Source organism: Agrobacterium tumefaciens, assembly GCF_009649785.1.
In the GTDB taxonomy this organism is placed as follows: Bacteria; Pseudomonadota; Alphaproteobacteria; order Rhizobiales; family Rhizobiaceae; genus Agrobacterium; species Agrobacterium tumefaciens.
Genome location: NZ_WJOK01000007.1, coordinates 38428 through 52765, shown reverse-complemented (window position 1 = coordinate 52765; position 14338 = coordinate 38428). Strand labels below are relative to the sequence as shown.

The 14338-nt window shown below is 59.6% G+C and carries 12 protein-coding genes; 3 read left to right on the top strand and 9 right to left on the bottom strand.

The annotated features are described in order from the left end of the window. Positions 1-110: 110 nt before the first annotated feature. Positions 111-335 (top strand): aa3-type cytochrome c oxidase subunit IV, encoded by a 225-nt coding sequence (locus GH784_RS09265; protein WP_003510978.1) that lies wholly within the window; start codon positions 111-113, stop codon positions 333-335. Between the two features lie 82 nt (positions 336-417). Further along, positions 418-951 carry a hypothetical protein gene (locus GH784_RS09260; protein WP_035199477.1) on the top strand — a complete coding sequence of 178 codons (534 nt, stop codon included), beginning with the start codon at positions 418-420 and terminating at the stop codon, positions 949-951. Positions 952-1012: 61 nt separating this feature from the next. Here the strand turns inward: GH784_RS09260 and GH784_RS09255 are convergent, their stop codons facing one another. Next, positions 1013-2266 (bottom strand): NAD(P)/FAD-dependent oxidoreductase, encoded by a 1254-nt coding sequence (locus GH784_RS09255; RefSeq protein ID WP_065704190.1) that lies wholly within the window; start codon positions 2264-2266, stop codon positions 1013-1015. Positions 2267-2598: 332 nt separating this feature from the next. Between GH784_RS09255 and GH784_RS09250 the strand changes: the two genes are divergently transcribed. Further along, positions 2599-4335, top strand: a complete 1737-nt coding sequence (locus GH784_RS09250) for a methyl-accepting chemotaxis protein (RefSeq protein ID WP_019564699.1) — start codon at positions 2599-2601, stop codon at positions 4333-4335. Between the two features lie 70 nt (positions 4336-4405). On the opposite strand, the gene GH784_RS09245 is transcribed toward GH784_RS09250, so the two are convergent. The 8 genes from GH784_RS09245 to GH784_RS09210 form a co-directional block, all read right to left on the bottom strand. Next, positions 4406-5725: an LLM class flavin-dependent oxidoreductase gene (locus GH784_RS09245; protein WP_003510972.1), complete on the bottom strand. Its 1320-nt coding sequence runs from the start codon at positions 5723-5725 to the stop codon at positions 4406-4408. 18 nt (positions 5726-5743) lie between these two features. Continuing rightward, a complete protein-coding gene (locus tag GH784_RS09240) occupies positions 5744-7090 on the bottom strand; it encodes an MmgE/PrpD family protein (protein ID WP_019564697.1) in 1347 nt (448 codons plus the stop codon). 4 nt (positions 7091-7094) lie between these two features. Beyond that, positions 7095-7895 (bottom strand): amino acid ABC transporter ATP-binding protein, encoded by an 801-nt coding sequence (locus GH784_RS09235; RefSeq protein WP_065704188.1) that lies wholly within the window; start codon positions 7893-7895, stop codon positions 7095-7097. A 12-nt stretch (positions 7896-7907) separates the two neighbouring features. Further along, complete coding sequence (locus GH784_RS09230; protein ID WP_013761604.1) at positions 7908-8690, bottom strand: amino acid ABC transporter permease; 783 nt, start codon at positions 8688-8690, stop codon at positions 7908-7910. Then, positions 8687-9430, bottom strand: coding sequence for an amino acid ABC transporter permease (locus GH784_RS09225; RefSeq protein WP_003510965.1), 744 nt, complete (start codon positions 9428-9430; stop codon positions 8687-8689). The genes GH784_RS09230 and GH784_RS09225 overlap by 4 nt, the downstream gene beginning before the upstream one ends. A 203-nt stretch (positions 9431-9633) precedes the next feature. Further along, positions 9634-10473, bottom strand: coding sequence for a transporter substrate-binding domain-containing protein (locus GH784_RS09220; RefSeq protein WP_019564695.1), 840 nt, complete (start codon positions 10471-10473; stop codon positions 9634-9636). A gap of 267 nt (positions 10474-10740) precedes the next feature. Continuing rightward, entirely contained in the window at positions 10741-13029 is a 2289-nt protein-coding gene (locus tag GH784_RS09215) for an NADP-dependent malic enzyme (RefSeq protein WP_065704186.1), read from the bottom strand. A 160-nt stretch (positions 13030-13189) separates the two neighbouring features. Then, positions 13190-14164: a LysR family transcriptional regulator gene (locus GH784_RS09210; protein ID WP_025595631.1), complete on the bottom strand. Its 975-nt coding sequence runs from the start codon at positions 14162-14164 to the stop codon at positions 13190-13192. Positions 14165-14338 lie beyond the last annotated feature (174 nt).

The following is a 14338-nucleotide window of genomic DNA, read 5'->3' as shown; positions in this document are numbered from 1 at the left end:
GACTTCATGTTACCTCTGGCTCCGGAGAATCCGGCATGGGCCCGTTATCGTCCGCAGGGCAAATTGTCTTGTGCGGCGGGTATGGCGGATGGAGCAGAAGGGGAAGCGGAATGAGCGAACACCACACAGGTCCGGTCGAAGTTGGCGCCGAGATGAACTACGCCGAGCATGAAAAGACCTACAACGCTTTTCTTGCCATGACGAAGTACGGCACGATGCTGGTCTGCGTGCTGATGCTGGCCATGGTCGCGGGTTTCTTCACGTCCGTGGGTTTCCTTGGCGGCCTTATCGTTTTCCTCGTGCTTTCGGCTGCGGGTTTCATTCTGCTGCGCTGAGCAACGCTGTTCACAAGCGTGTCGCGGCGCGGACGTTGCGATGCCTTGCAACAGGCAAGCCCAAACCCGGAAAGGCGAAGCAATGAAACGCCTGTTTGCCTGGCTGTTATTGTTGGCGGTGATGTCGCATCCCGCTTTGTCGCGCGATCTTTTGCCGTCTGAGCAAGACAAGCTGCAAACACAGATAGAGCGGTTCAGCGCCGCCTTGAATGCGCAGGATTTTGATTTTGTCGGCCGGACGGTGCCGCCGAAAATCTTTGAATTCATTGCAAACGACGCGGGTGTTTCCGTCGGGCAGTTGCGTAGCGCTCTGACCACGCAGATGCAAATGGCGCTTGCAGCGGTCAAGATCACCGAATTCACCATGGACACGGCGGCGATCAGTGTGCAGCAGACGCCTGATGGAACGCCCTATGCGCTCGTTCCGACGAAAACGGTGATGGAAACCGGCGGCCAGACGATCGAAGCGAAATCCCATACCCTGGCGCTTATCGACGGTACGCAATGGTATTTGCTGCGTGTGAGCGATCAGCAGCAGGTGACCATCCTGCGAAAGGTCTATCCATCCTTCGCCACGGTGGAGTTTCCGGAAGATTCCGTACAGCAGGTGAAATAGCGTGCAGGCGTCCGCTAAACCGTAGAAACTCTAACCGGCTTGAAACCGGATTTCCGCATTGTCAGGAAAAACGCCCCGGACGGAACGGATCGACCGATATTGCGGTCTCCTCGCCGTTTGCCAGTTGCGTCACGAGGCGGGCGGTAGCTGCCGATTGCGTCAGCCCCAAATGACCATGGCCGAAGGCATAGATGACGGAAGGTGTTGTGCGCGCGGTGCCGATGACGGGAAGACAGTCCGGCATCGAAGGGCGGAACCCCATCCATTGCTGGCCGCCTTCAACCTTGAGACCGGGCAGGAAACGACCGGCTTTTTTGAGCATGGCCTCGGATCGCTTGAAATTCGGCTTCAACTCCAGACCGCCCAACTCGACTGCGCCGCCAACGCGGATGCCGGAAGATAGCGGTGTAACGACAAAACCGTGGTCGTTGAAATAAAGCTGGCGCGTGAGGTTGAAGGCGCCGGCGGGCAGGGTGGTGTTATAGCCGCGTTCGGTTTCCAGCGGCACGATGTTGCCAAGTGTTGCGGCAAGCGGCTTGGACCACGCGCCGCAGGCGATCACCACCTTGTCGGCGTCGATCTTGTCGCCGTTTTCCAGGGTCACGATCGTACTTTCGCCGACGGCGTCGATGCGTTCTGCCTCGCCCTTGCGCAGCTTTCCGCCACGGGCGATCACCAGGTCGAAAATGGCACGGGTGAAGTCGTAGGGATTGGAGACCTGCAAGCCATCAGGCGAGAACATGGCGTGGCGGAATTGCGGGGCAAGACCCGGCTGCAATTCGTCTATCTCGTTGCGGGCGACACGCTTGGAAGAGAAGCCTGCCTGTTCCTTTTCATCCCAGTCCTTGCGGGCAGCGTTGAGGCTGGCTTCGCTGTCGTAAAGATCGAGCGTGCCGGTTTTCGCGACAAAGTGCGAGAGCTCCGGCATGGCCGCGACATGGGCCATTTCGGTGGCAGACAGCCGGTTGATCTCGCTGAGCGTTCTCAGGCCGTGGCGAAAGTTGCGCTCAGCGCTGGCGCGCCAGAAACGCCACAGCCACGGCGCGATCTTCGGCGCATAAGCAGGCGGCACACTGAGCGGGCCAAGCGGATCGAAAAGCCAGCGCGGTGCTTTTCTCATGATGCCGGGGGCGGGAATGGGGATGATTTCGGGAAAGGCCAGGATGCCGGCATTACCGGAGCTTGCGCCGCGGGCAACTTCACCGCGCTCCAGAAGAAAGACCTCACGCCCGGCATTTTGCAGGTAAAGCGCCGCCATGGAACCGATAATGCCGGTGCCGATCACCAGCACGTCGCATTTCAGGGTTTTGGTCATCGGCGCTCCTGCAACACAAATCTTTCAAGCCCGCCATAACAATGAATGCCGTACCGATGAAAGCCCGTATCGCTCTGCGGCGGCAGAAATATCAGCACTGTGGCAAATAAGCGGTTCTCATCCGGTGCGGACGGGTTGGTAAAGGCAGCTCGGTCTGAAGTATTCTTGCCAACAGTTTCGGTCATTGGACCAATAGTTATGGGTCATCATTAATTGCTATTTAACGGTGTCCGGCTAGGTTTCGCGTACACGCAGACCGATCCTTTATTTTCATCTCTTTGGCATCGAGGAGGAAAGGTCCGCATACAAGTTATTGTTGGGAGTTCAAAGACATGTCTCAATTTTTCAAACTCGGTACGGACGCATCTGCGGTACTTGATGCCCTAAGCCGCTCGCAAGCCATCATCGAGTTCGATCTGACTGGCAAAATTCTGAAAGCGAACGACAATTTCTGCAAGGCGGTCGGCTATCAGCAATCAGAAATCATCGGACGCCCCCATAGCATGTTCCTGTCTCCCGAAGATGCAGCGTCACCCGAATACAAGGCCTTCTGGGCGAAACTCTCACGCGGCGAATACGATCAGGGCCAATATCGGCGGCGGTCGAAAACCGGCGACGACATCTGGATTGAAGCCTCCTACAATCCGGTTTTTCGTTTCGGCAAACCTTACAAGGTGGTCAAGATCGCTTCCGATATCACGGCGACGAAGCGCCGAAGCACCGAGGATAACGGCAAGCTGGCAGCGCTTTCGCGTGCGCAGGCGATGATCGAGTTCACGCCCGAGGGGAAAATTCTCTCCGCGAATGAAAACTTCCTCACAGCACTCGGCTACACGGCGGAAGAGATCATCGGCAACCATCATTCGATGTTTTGTGAGCGTGGCTACGTGCAGTCCGAAGAGTACCGCAATTTCTGGAAGGATCTTGGTAAGGGAGAGTTCTCGACCGGTCAGTTCATGCGGCTTGGCAAGAACGAAAAACGCGTCTTCATCCAGGCGTCCTACAACCCGATCATCGACGAGCGGGGAAAAGTCGTCAAGGTGGTGAAATTTGCCTTCGATGTAACGGACCGCGTGCATGCGGTGGAAGAACTGGGCGCGGCGCTTGAGCGTCTTTCCCAGTGCAACATCCGCGTCACGCTCGACAAGCCTTTCGTGGGTGAGTTCGAGGGGCTGAGACGGGATTTCAACAAGTCCATCGCCGAATTCCAGAAAACCCTGGAAAATGTTCTTGGGCAGACCGATGACCTGACCAGAAGCAGCCAGGAAGTCAGCGAAGCCTCTGTTCATCTCGCTGAAAGATCGCGTGAGCAGGCCGTGGCGCTGGAGGAAACCTCGGCGGCGCTGGAAGAAATCACCGCGACCGTACGGGCATCGACGGAAAACACCAAGGAAACCCGAAAACTCGTTCAGAGTGCGCGGACGTCAACGGCGGCTTCCACCGAAGTCGTTGGGCGTACCGTCAACGCCATGCAGCGCATCGAGACGGCATCGCGGGAAATCAGCCAGATTATCGGCGTTATCGACGAAATCGCCTTCCAGACCAACCTTCTTGCCCTGAATGCGGGCGTCGAAGCCGCGCGCGCGGGTGATGCGGGCAAGGGTTTTGCGGTCGTGGCACAGGAGGTGCGCGAACTTGCGCAACGCTCCGCCAGTGCCGCCAAGGAAATCAAGGCGCTCATCAACAATTCCGGCACCGAAGTTATGGAAGGCGTGCGGCTTGTTGGCGAGACGGGTGAGGCGCTGAAGCAGATCGATGCGCTGGTGAAGCACATTGACGGCAATGTCGATATGATCGCCAAGGCCGCCGATGAACAGGCCTTAGGCATCAGCGAAATCAACCGCGCAGTCAACCAGCTCGACCGGATGACGCAGGAGAACGCGGCGATGAGCGCGCGCACGACCGCCATTAGCGCTACACTTGCCCAGGGTGCGGATGTGCTGGCGCAACTGGTCAGCCTGTTCAAACTGAACCGCCGCGCGACCCAGCGCGACGACGGGGCATCCATTTCATCCAACTCGTCGCGGACGAGCCACAGTGTGAAACTGTCGGGAAGGAAAGCAGCCTGACGGATCGGCGACAGCCTGCTTCCACGTGAGCCTCTTGTCATACGGATGCCCGTCGCCGGGCATCCGTTTTTTATGCCCGCAGGGCAGGCCTGTTGATGCCGAGATGGTCGCGCAACGTCGAGCCTTCGTATTCCTTGCGGAACAGGCCACGTTCCTGCAAGAGCGGCACGACTTCGCGGTTGAATTCTTCCAACCCGCCGGGGAAGAAGGGCGGCATGACGTTGAAGCCGTCTGCCGCGCCGTTCTCGAACCACTCCTGCATGCGATCCGCAACGTCCTTGGCCGTGCCCATGACGATATGGTGGCCACGACCAGCTGCAACGCGCAGCGCCAGTTCCCGGATCGTCAACTTTTCGCGGCGCGCCAGTTCTGTCAAAAGTTCGGCGCGGCTGCGCAACTGGTCGGAAATAGGCAGGTCCGGCAGCGGGCCGTCGAGATCATACTCGGTAAGGCTATGGCCGATGCGTTCCTCAAGCAACGGCATGGCGCTCTTGATGTCGGTCCAGCGGTTCAGCTCCTTCAGCTTCTCGCCGGCCTCTTCGAAGCTCTTGCCGATGATGGGCATGAAACCGGGCATCACGGCAACGCTTGCGGGATCGCGGCCGAATTTCTCCACTCGCGCCTTTAGGCTGGTGTAGAAGGCCTGCGCCTCGGAAATGGCCTGCTGGGCTGTGAAGACGATATCGGCAGTGCGGGCGGCGAGATCCTGCCCCGGGCCGGAGGAGCCGGCCTGAATGAGAACTGGGTGACCCTGCGGCGAACGCGGAATGTTCAGCGGCCCCTTCACCGTGAAATATTTGCCTTCGTGATCGAGAATGTGGACCTTCTGCGGATCGACGTAGCGGCCGCCTTCCTTGTCCTTGACGAAGGCGTCGTCGTCCCAGCTGTCCCACAGGCCACGCACGACGTTCACATATTCTTCCGCAACGGCATAACGCTCGTCATGCTCGGGATGGCTCTTGGAGAAGTTCGCCGCCGTGCGGGCATAGGAGGTGGTAACGATGTTCCACGCCGCACGTCCGTGGCTGAGATGGTCGATGGAGGCGAAGGCGCGTGCGGTGTGGTAGGGCTCACCATAGGTGGTGGAGGCGGTGGCGGCCAGTCCGATCTTGTTTGTCACCATGGCAAGCGCCGCAAGCAGGGTAAGCGGCTCGAAACGGGCGATCATCGAGGGATGGGCGTCGACGCCGCTTGTGAGGCCATCGGCCAGAAAGACCATGTCGAACTTGGCATCTTCGGCCATTTTCGTGACACGGGTCAACAGGTCGAAATTCTCGCTGCCGGCTTCCGCATCCGGGTGACGCCAGCCGGAAACGTGGTGGCCGGCTCCTTGCAGGAACAGGCCAAGATGCATCTGTCTTTTGCGGGTATTCGTGGTCATGGTGATCATGCCTTTATTTCGGTCGTGTTATATTTGCGTTGCCAGAAGCGCTTCTAGCTTCTTGAGGTCGGCTGAGGTTTTCATGGTCCGCACCAGTGCCGGAATTCCGGCGAATTTTTCATTGCCGCCGGTGGCGTCGGCAAATTTTTCCGTGGGGTCATCAATGCCGGGAAGACCGTCAATACGGCGCGACAGCACCGTGCCATCCTTCTTCGTCACGTCGATGACCACGAAACGGGTGGTAGGATCCGGCGAGAGGCGGCGGGCGGTCTCGTCGTGCCGGCGCGAGACTTTTGCGGAAAGTCCAAGCAGGTCGGCGCGTGCAGGGCGTTCGTCGAAATGGCTGATGCCGAGTGCGCCATCCGTCAGTGCGGCGGCGAAGACATATTCGGCGCTGAAACGCGCATCGATGCCCGTGGCGGGTGTGGCCGAACCCACAAGAGCGGCATCGCCTCCCGGGGGGAAGGTGATGACGACAGTTTCGATTTCATCTGGTGCCAGATCACTGGCGCTGCGCAGTGCAAGCGCACCAACGGCAACAGGGTGGCTGGCGGTGCAGCAGGGAAATGCCTTGAGCGTCAATCCGGGAGAGACGATCTGCCAGGGTGTACCCCAGCCGGACAGGAGCCGTTTCGGCTGTTCCGCGCCAAAGGCGAAGGCGGAATAAAAGCCGATAGGGTTTTCCAGAAAATCCGGCGCGCCCTGAAAACCTGATCTTGCCAGCTGCGCGGCGGTGAGGCCAGCGCGTGTCGCAAGCCCGGCATGCAGGGGCTTGGCATCATAACCAAATTGCAGGCGAAGTCCGGCCGACTGCGTGGCGGCAAGGCCGAGTGCGATAGCGGTCGTCTGCGGGGTGAATTTGAGAAGATGGGCAATGGCCGCCGCCGCACCGATGGGGCCGAGGGTCGCGGTGGCGTGGAAGCCATTTTCGTAATGCTTTGTACCGAGCGACAGGCCAAGCCGCGCCATGGTTTCCAGCCCGACAATATAGGCGGCGATAAATGCATCCGCCGTAGAGCCTTCCTCGACCGCAACAGCCAATAGAGCGGGAACGATGGCGACGGTGGGGTGGCCGCGCACGCTGCCATGGACGTCGTCATAATCCAGCACGTGCCCCGCATGACCATTGATGAGTGCGGCCGTGAAAGCATCCGTGCGCAGATCATGGCCGACAATGCCCGCCGTGCCGGATGTGCCTGACGTAAAGCTGTCGATGAGGATTTTCGTGCTTCGGTCGTAAGCGCCACCCAGCATACAGGCAAAAAAGTCGATCAGCGCCGTGCGGGCGATCGTCACAGCCTCTTCGTCGCGGAGCGGATCAGAGGCGGCGATGGCTTCTGCCAGATGAAGGGTGAGTTTTTCGTCGGCGGTCATGGCGTCAGATCCCTTCGCCGTCGGCGACCCGTGCCACCTGTCCGCCGAGGCCCTTTACGAAGGCGTTGATACGCGGATTGGTCGACTTGTAGAAGATGTGCTCCGGCGTGCCCTGATCAACGATCAGGCCGTTTTCCGTGAAGACGATATTGTCGCTGATTTCCTCGGCGAAGCGCATTTCGTGTGTCACGAGAATGCTGGTCATGCCGTCATTGACGAGATCGCGGATGACGGCGAGCACTTCGCCGACGGTTTCCGGATCAAGTGCGGAGGTAACCTCGTCGAACAGAACCAGTTCAGGCCGCATGGCAAGCGCGCGGGCAATGGCCACACGCTGCTGCTGGCCGCCGGACAGCTGACCGGGATAGGCATCCACCTTCTGCGACAGGCGGACTTTTTCCAGCAATTCGCGGGCATGACGCTCGGCTTCCGCCTTCGGCGTGCCGAGGATTTTAATCGGCGCGATGTTGATATTTTCCATGACAGTTAGATGCGGGAAGAGGTTGAACTGCTGGAAGACAATGCCGATGCGCTTGCGCAGCGTTATGCGCTCAGCTTCCGTTTTCAGCTGATCGACGCGGGTGCCCCCCACGGTGATCTTGCCAGATTGCGGAATGAGCAGGCCGTTGATGCAGCGCAGGATCGTGGATTTGCCCGAGCCGGAAGGGCCGATGATGGAGACGGCGTCGCCCTTGTTGACGGTGAGATCAATGCCTTTGAGCACTTGATTGTCGCCGAAGGACAGGTGCACGCCTTCCAGTTCAACCAGAGCTTTGGCGGCGGTTTGGGGGGCGGATGCGGACATGGTGTATTCCAATCAGCGGGAAGCGAAGCGCCGTTCAAGGCGCTGCGTGAAACGGGACACGGGATAGCAGAACAGGAAGAACGCCATCAGGACGGTGAGATAGACCACGACGGTGAAATCGTTGCGCTGCACGGCGGTGCTGGCATCGGTTGCGGCGTGGAGAAGCTCATGCACGCCGACCAGCGAGGCAAGCGCCGTGCCCATGGTGATGGAGGCGTAAAGGTTCATCCACGGCGGCAGCGAGCGCTTCACGCATTGCGGCAGGATGATCCAGCGCAGCGTCTGGTTGCGCGAAAACCCGAGGCCCTGCGCCGCTTCCCATTGTGCGGTGGGAATGGACTGGATGGCGCCCCGGGTGATTTCGGCGATGTGGGCGCTGGCCGGAATCGCAAGCCCGACCACGGCCTTGATCCAGTCTGGAAACGGAATGTAGTTGCCGAAGGCGACGATCTCGAAGGGGAAGATGTAGGTCGCGGCGAAAATCAGCACCAGATGCGGGGCGTTGCGGAAGATTTGCACGTAGGTGAGCGCCGGCGCGCGCACGAGCCGATAGGGCGCAAGCTCCATGATGCCAAGCACGACGCCGATGATGGTGCCGATGGCAATCGCCAGGATGCTGATCAGCACATTCATGGCAAAACCCTTGCCCAGATAGGGCAGCCATTCCAGCAGCACCTGTCCGAGCGAGGGATCGAGAACCAGCCACAGCACGACGGCAACCAGCACGCCGCACAGAAGAATGGTGCCGAAAGGCAGCTTCTTCGCCGCCTGTGTTGGAGAGACCACCGCGCTCATTGACCGAACCCCGGAACCGCAAGACGCCGCTCAAGCCACAGGCCCGCCCTTGCGACGATGAAATTGATGACACTGAAAAAGATGAGGATCACCAGCATAAGTTCGACCACATTGTCGCGCTGCGTCCAGATCAGGATCGAGGCATAGGTGATTTCACCGACCGCAATCGCCGAGCCGACGGTGGTGAGCTTCACCAGATTGATGAGATTGTTGATGATGGAAGGAAGTGCCGTGCGGATTGCCAGCGGAAATTCCACGTAACGTAAAATCTCGAAAGAGCTGAAACCGATGGCCCGTGCCGCCTCGATGGTGGTAGCCGGCACCGCCTCGATACCGCCGCGCAAGGCTTCCGCATGGAAGGCGGCAACGTGCAGGCCGGTGATGGCGACGACCCAGAAGAACGGGGTGAGCGGATTGTTCTGCGCGCCGCCGAGCGCGTTTGAAATCAACATGTTGAGCACAAGGAAACCACACATCAGCTGCACCAGCGTCGGCGTGTTGCGCGTCAATTCCACATAGGCGCGCACCGGACCGGCGAGCCAGCCTTTGCCTGACGTGAGCATGGCGGCGAAAATGAAGCCGAAAACGAGGCTGAGCGGCAGGGTGACGGCGACGAGGATGAGCGTCATCTTCATGCCGTCGAGCCAGATCTGAACCTCGTAGCCGCTGTTCAGAAAGTCATAGTTGAGGCCTATATGTGCGGCCAACTCTATGAAACGCGCTGTAAATCCATCCTGCATCGGATATCCATGCTGTTGTCGCGGCTGCCGCCCGGCAGGCGGTGCCAGAATGACCTGTCTTGCTATAAAGCAGAAAAGAACGGCGGGCGAAACCGGCCGTTCTCAGTGGTGAGGGGAAATCTCCGTGATGGCAGATGCCCCTACGACATGCCGGTCCCCCGGACCAGTTCCGGGGTGACGGAGCAAGCGGGATTGCCCAGCCGTTACTGCGCCGCGGAGAGCTTCGTCTTCTGCTCTTCCATGAAGCCGATGCTCGGCAGGCGGTTGGCCTTGGCGAATTCGATCATTTTGCCGGAAGCGTGCAGCTCCTTGACGATCTTGTCGAGCGCAGCCTGCGTGTCGGCCTCGCCCTTGCGCAGCCAGATGACGGAGTCAGAAGGGATAAGGTCGGTGGGGATCAGGATGCCGTAATCCTTCCACTCATCGGCGCGGTCCTGAAGCATCAGGCTCAGCGTGCCGTTGACGTGCACGGAGACATCGCAATTGCCGCCCTTCAGCGCGAGCAGCGATTCCGGCTGGCTCGGCAACGCCTTTACCTGCGCGCCATATTGCTCGATCAGCGGCTGGGTGTAGTTGGAGCCCTGCGATACGCAGGCAATCTTTCCCTTCAGGTCCGGCCAGTCCTTGATGCCCGAGTCCTTTCGACCGATGGCTGCGCCGCCCTGGCGGTCATAGGGGGTGGGCACGTAATCGAGCGTTTTGGCGCGCTCTTCCGTGTACTGCATGTTGGCGATCAGAATATCGACCTTGCCCTGCTGCAGGAACTGCACGCGGTTGGGCGGGGTCACGGTTTCGGTCACCAGCTCCACACCGAGACCGGCGGCCAGCGCCTTGGCGACGTCGATGTTGAGGCCCTTCTGCTCCTGCGTCTTCGGATCGATGAAGCCGAAAGGCGCGCCGGACAGGATGACGCCGACGGTGAGCTTGCCGCGACCCTTGATACGGTCGAGCGTCGCATCCGCGTGAGCGGCGGTGGCCATCGAAGCGATAGCGACGGTTCCGGCGATGAGTTTTGCGGCAAATCTGGAGAAGGAGAGGGCCATGGGTATTTCCTTTTGGTTGTGGGTGGAAACTACATGAGGCGTCCGTCGAGAGCGAGAATTGGCGTTGCGCAAAAAATCGTATAAATAAAATCGTGTTCCAATAAGTTCTCTGGTGAGAAAAAATAACCTAATAATTTGAAATCGTAGAATCTTGTTCTTACGGTGCCGGGGTTCGGCGCTTTGGCATATCCTCGCCACAGGGCGAGGATATGCTGGCTATGCCGGGGCATTTTGAGCACCCTTCTCCCGAAGAGCGCTCCCACACCGTTACCGACCGGCGTTATAGGCCGCGATCGCCGCCATATTGACGATGTCGCTGTCCTTGGCACCCATCGAGGTGATCTGCACCGATTTGTCGAGGCCGACGAGAAGCGGGCCGATGACGGTCGCGCCGCCCAGTTCCTGTAGCATCTTGGTGGAGATCGAGGCGGAATGGATGGCTGGCATGACCAGCACGTTGGCCGCACCGGAAAGGCGGGCAAAGGGATACTGGCTCTGCATGCGATGATGGTTCAGCGCCACATCGGCCGACATTTCCCCGTCGACCTCAAAATTGACGTTGCGCTTGTCGAGGATTTTCACCGCTTCGCGCACCTTGTCGGAGCGTTCGCCAACCGGCTGGCCGAAGGTGGAATAGGCGAGCATCGCCACACGCGGTTCGTAGCCGAAACGGCGGGCAAGACCGGCCGCTTCTTCGGCGATATCGGCAAGGTCTTCGGCGGACGGCATGTCGTGCACGGCGGTATCTGCCACGAAGACCGTTCGGTTGCGCGACACGACCAGAGAAACGCCGATGATACGGTGGCCGGGTTTGGTGTTGATGCAGCGGCGGATATCCTCGAGCGCCGTGGAATAGTTGCGGGTAACGCCGGTGACCACGGCGTCCGCATCGCCCATCGCCACCATGCAGGCGGCGAAATGGTTACGGTCGTTGTGGATCAGGCGCTGCACGTCGCGCAGCAGGAAGCCGCCGCGCTGCAAACGCGCATAGAGATAATCGACATAGGCATCGACGCGGCTGGAAAGGCGGGCATTGGTGATCTCTATATTGGCGCGGTCGAGATCGATGCCGGCACGCTCCGCATTGGCCTTGATGATGTCGTCACGGCCGAGCAGGATGGCGGTGCCAAGCCCCTGCGCGGTAAACGAGATCGCCGCGCGCATCACCTGTTCTTCTTCCGCTTCGGCGAAAACGACCCGCTTCGGAGAGCGGCGCACACGCTCGTAAAGGCGCTGCGTGGTCGACGCCATGGGGTCGCGACGGGCGGAAAGCTCGCGGGCATAGGCATCGAGATCGGGCAATTCGCGGCGAGCGACGCCGGTTTCGATGGCGGCCTTCGCCACGGCCACCGGAATTGCCGAGATCAGTCGCGGATCGAAGGGAACGGGAATGATATATTGCGATCCGAAGCGCGGGCGGTTGCCCTGATAGGCGGCGGCCACATCATCCGGCACATCCTCGCGGGCAAGATCGGCCAGCGCCTGTGCAGCGGCAATCTTCATTGCGTCGTTGATCTGGCTTGCGCGGACATCGAGCGCGCCGCGGAAGATATAGGGAAAGCCGAGGACGTTGTTGACCTGGTTCGGATAATCCGAACGCCCCGTCGCCATGATGGCGTCGTCGCGGATGCGGGCGACTTCTTCCGGGGTGATTTCCGGGTCAGGGTTGGCCATCGCGAAAATGATCGGCTTCGGCGCCATGGAGCGGATCATCTCTTCGGTGAAGGCACCCTTCTGCGACAGGCCGAAGACGACATCCGCGCCCTTCATGGCCTCAGTCAGCGTGCGGTTGTCAGTCTTTACCGCATGGGCGGATTTCCACTGGTTCATGCCTTCGGTGCGGCCCTGGTAGATCACGCCCTTGGTGTCGCAAAGCGTGATGTTTTCGGGGTTGAAACCCATGGCCTTGATGAGGTCCATGCAGGCGATGGCAGCAGCACCTGCGCCGTTACAGACGAGCTTCGTCGTCTTGAAGTCTCGGCCCGTCAGTTCGATGGCGTTGATGAGACCGGCGGCGGCGATGATGGCGGTTCCGTGCTGGTCGTCATGGAAAACGGGAATGTCCATCAGCTCGCGCAGGCGGCTTTCGATGATGAAACATTCCGGCGCCTTGATGTCTTCCAGATTGATGCCGCCGAAAGAGGGGCCAAGGTAACGCACGCAATTGATGAATTCGTCGGCGTCTTCGGTATCGACCTCGAGATCGATGGAATCCACATCCGCAAAGCGCTTGAACAGAACGGACTTGCCTTCCATGACAGGCTTGGAGGCGAGCGCGCCGAGATTGCCGAGACCGAGGATCGCCGTGCCGTTGGAGATCACTGCTACCATGTTGCCGCGTGTCGTATAATCGTAAGCGGTCGCCGGATTTTCGGCGATGGCTTTCACCGGCACGGCCACTCCCGGCGAATAGGCAAGCGACAGATCCCGCTGAGTCGCCATCGGCTTGGTCGGGGTGATTTCCAGTTTCCCCGGTCTGCCTTGCGCGTGGAAATCCAGTGCTTCCTGATCTGTAACCGATGTTCTGGGGCTGGCGGGCTTCGTCGTGTCGGACATGGGCTGAGTGTGCTTTCGTGTCGATAACAGTGCAAAAATATCCGTCGTTGTTATTGTATTTTTCGCGCGCGTGCCAAGCGTTGAATGTTGTTCAGTGCAGCAAATTTAGCCGTGGCGAAATTTGTGGCCGATTCAATCGATTAAGTGCGTATTGTCGGCATTATAGGTGGGACTGGTAGGCCTGCCGTACCATATTCACGAAGGCCTCCACGTGGAGGGCAAGCGGACCGCGTCTGACGACCAGCACGCTATCTGACCAGGCATCGGCGCTTTCGAGCGGCACACCTGTGATGCCCCTTGTGGAGCGCACGGTGCTTTCCGGCAGAATGGAAATTCCCGCGCCAGCTTCCACGAGGGCAAGGATGGTGTTGACGTTGGCGATGCGCATGCCGATTTCCGGCTCACAGCCTGCATCCTCGAAAAGGGAAAGCGCGCTGCTGCTGAGCCCCAGGCCGATCTCGTCCACCGGTAGCAGCAGTTTTTCCTGCACGATATCGCCAACCGAAACTCTGGGGCGGGAGGCGAGCGGATGGCGCTCCGGCAGGGCGACGCACAGTTTGGAGCGGTCGAAGGGCATGGCCCGCAAGCTCTGCGGCAATTGGGGCAGGGGTGCGCGAATGAAAGCGACGTCTGTCTTGCGCGTCGCCACCTGCTCGATCAATTGTTCCATCGTCATGCCGGGCAGGAGTTCAAGCGTCACCTCCCTGTGGTCGTTGCCATAGCGGGTGATCAGCGCCGGCAATTTTCGTTCCGCCATTACGCTGGTGCCGAAGCCGATGCGCAGCGTGCCGAGCTGGCCGCGCCTGATCTGGTGTGCCTTTTCCAGCGCCCCCTTGGTGCGGGCAAGAATTTCCTCCGCATCGAGCAGCATCGACTGCCCAGCCGGCGTAAGTTCCACACCGCGGTTGACACGGAGGAAAAGCTTGAAGCCCAGATTCTCTTCCAGTTGCCGGATACGCTGCGTTACGGCCGGTTGGGCGATGCCCAGCTGCAAAGCGGCCGCGCGGAAATTTTTGGCCCTTGCGGCTTCCACGAAAATGGCGAGCTGGCGAATATCCATCGGCGGAGAGGTCTTTGTGTTGTAGGTGTTGATATGGTATAAGCGCAGCTTATCAAAAATGCCCGTCTTGCGCATTGTCATCTTGTCGCAGGCGACGTTATACCGCACCGAGGTTTCGGTCGCCCAGTGCCCGCATGCGGGCCTCTGCGATACGAACTTGGGAGGATTTGTTCGAGCACATTGTCCGCCGTCCATTGGGGCCGGCGATAAACTGCAGTGAATGGGTCAAAATGACAGTCACCACGGAAG

Excerpts from the sequence above, each read along its gene's own strand:
- GH784_RS09265 (WP_003510978.1), top strand. The coding sequence starts at position 111 with ATGAGCGAACACCACACAGGTCCGGTCGAAGTTGGCGCCGAGATGAAC.
- GH784_RS09260 (WP_035199477.1), top strand. The coding sequence starts at position 418 with ATGAAACGCCTGTTTGCCTGGCTGTTATTGTTGGCGGTGATGTCGCAT.
- GH784_RS09225 (WP_003510965.1), bottom strand. The coding sequence starts at position 9,430 with ATGCAGGATGGATTTACAGCGCGTTTCATAGAGTTGGCCGCACATATA.
- GH784_RS09215 (WP_065704186.1), bottom strand. The coding sequence starts at position 13,029 with ATGTCCGACACGACGAAGCCCGCCAGCCCCAGAACATCGGTTACAGAT.
- GH784_RS09210 (WP_025595631.1), bottom strand. The coding sequence starts at position 14,164 with ATGCGCAAGACGGGCATTTTTGATAAGCTGCGCTTATACCATATCAAC.
- GH784_RS09240 (WP_019564697.1), bottom strand. The coding sequence starts at position 7,090 with ATGACCGCCGACGAAAAACTCACCCTTCATCTGGCAGAAGCCATCGCC.
- GH784_RS09220 (WP_019564695.1), bottom strand. The coding sequence starts at position 10,473 with ATGGCCCTCTCCTTCTCCAGATTTGCCGCAAAACTCATCGCCGGAACC.
- GH784_RS09230 (WP_013761604.1), bottom strand. The coding sequence starts at position 8,690 with ATGAGCGCGGTGGTCTCTCCAACACAGGCGGCGAAGAAGCTGCCTTTC.
- GH784_RS09235 (WP_065704188.1), bottom strand. The coding sequence starts at position 7,895 with ATGTCCGCATCCGCCCCCCAAACCGCCGCCAAAGCTCTGGTTGAACTG.
- GH784_RS09250 (WP_019564699.1), top strand. The coding sequence starts at position 2,599 with ATGTCTCAATTTTTCAAACTCGGTACGGACGCATCTGCGGTACTTGAT.
- GH784_RS09255 (WP_065704190.1), bottom strand. The coding sequence starts at position 2,266 with ATGACCAAAACCCTGAAATGCGACGTGCTGGTGATCGGCACCGGCATT.
- GH784_RS09245 (WP_003510972.1), bottom strand. The coding sequence starts at position 5,725 with ATGATCACCATGACCACGAATACCCGCAAAAGACAGATGCATCTTGGC.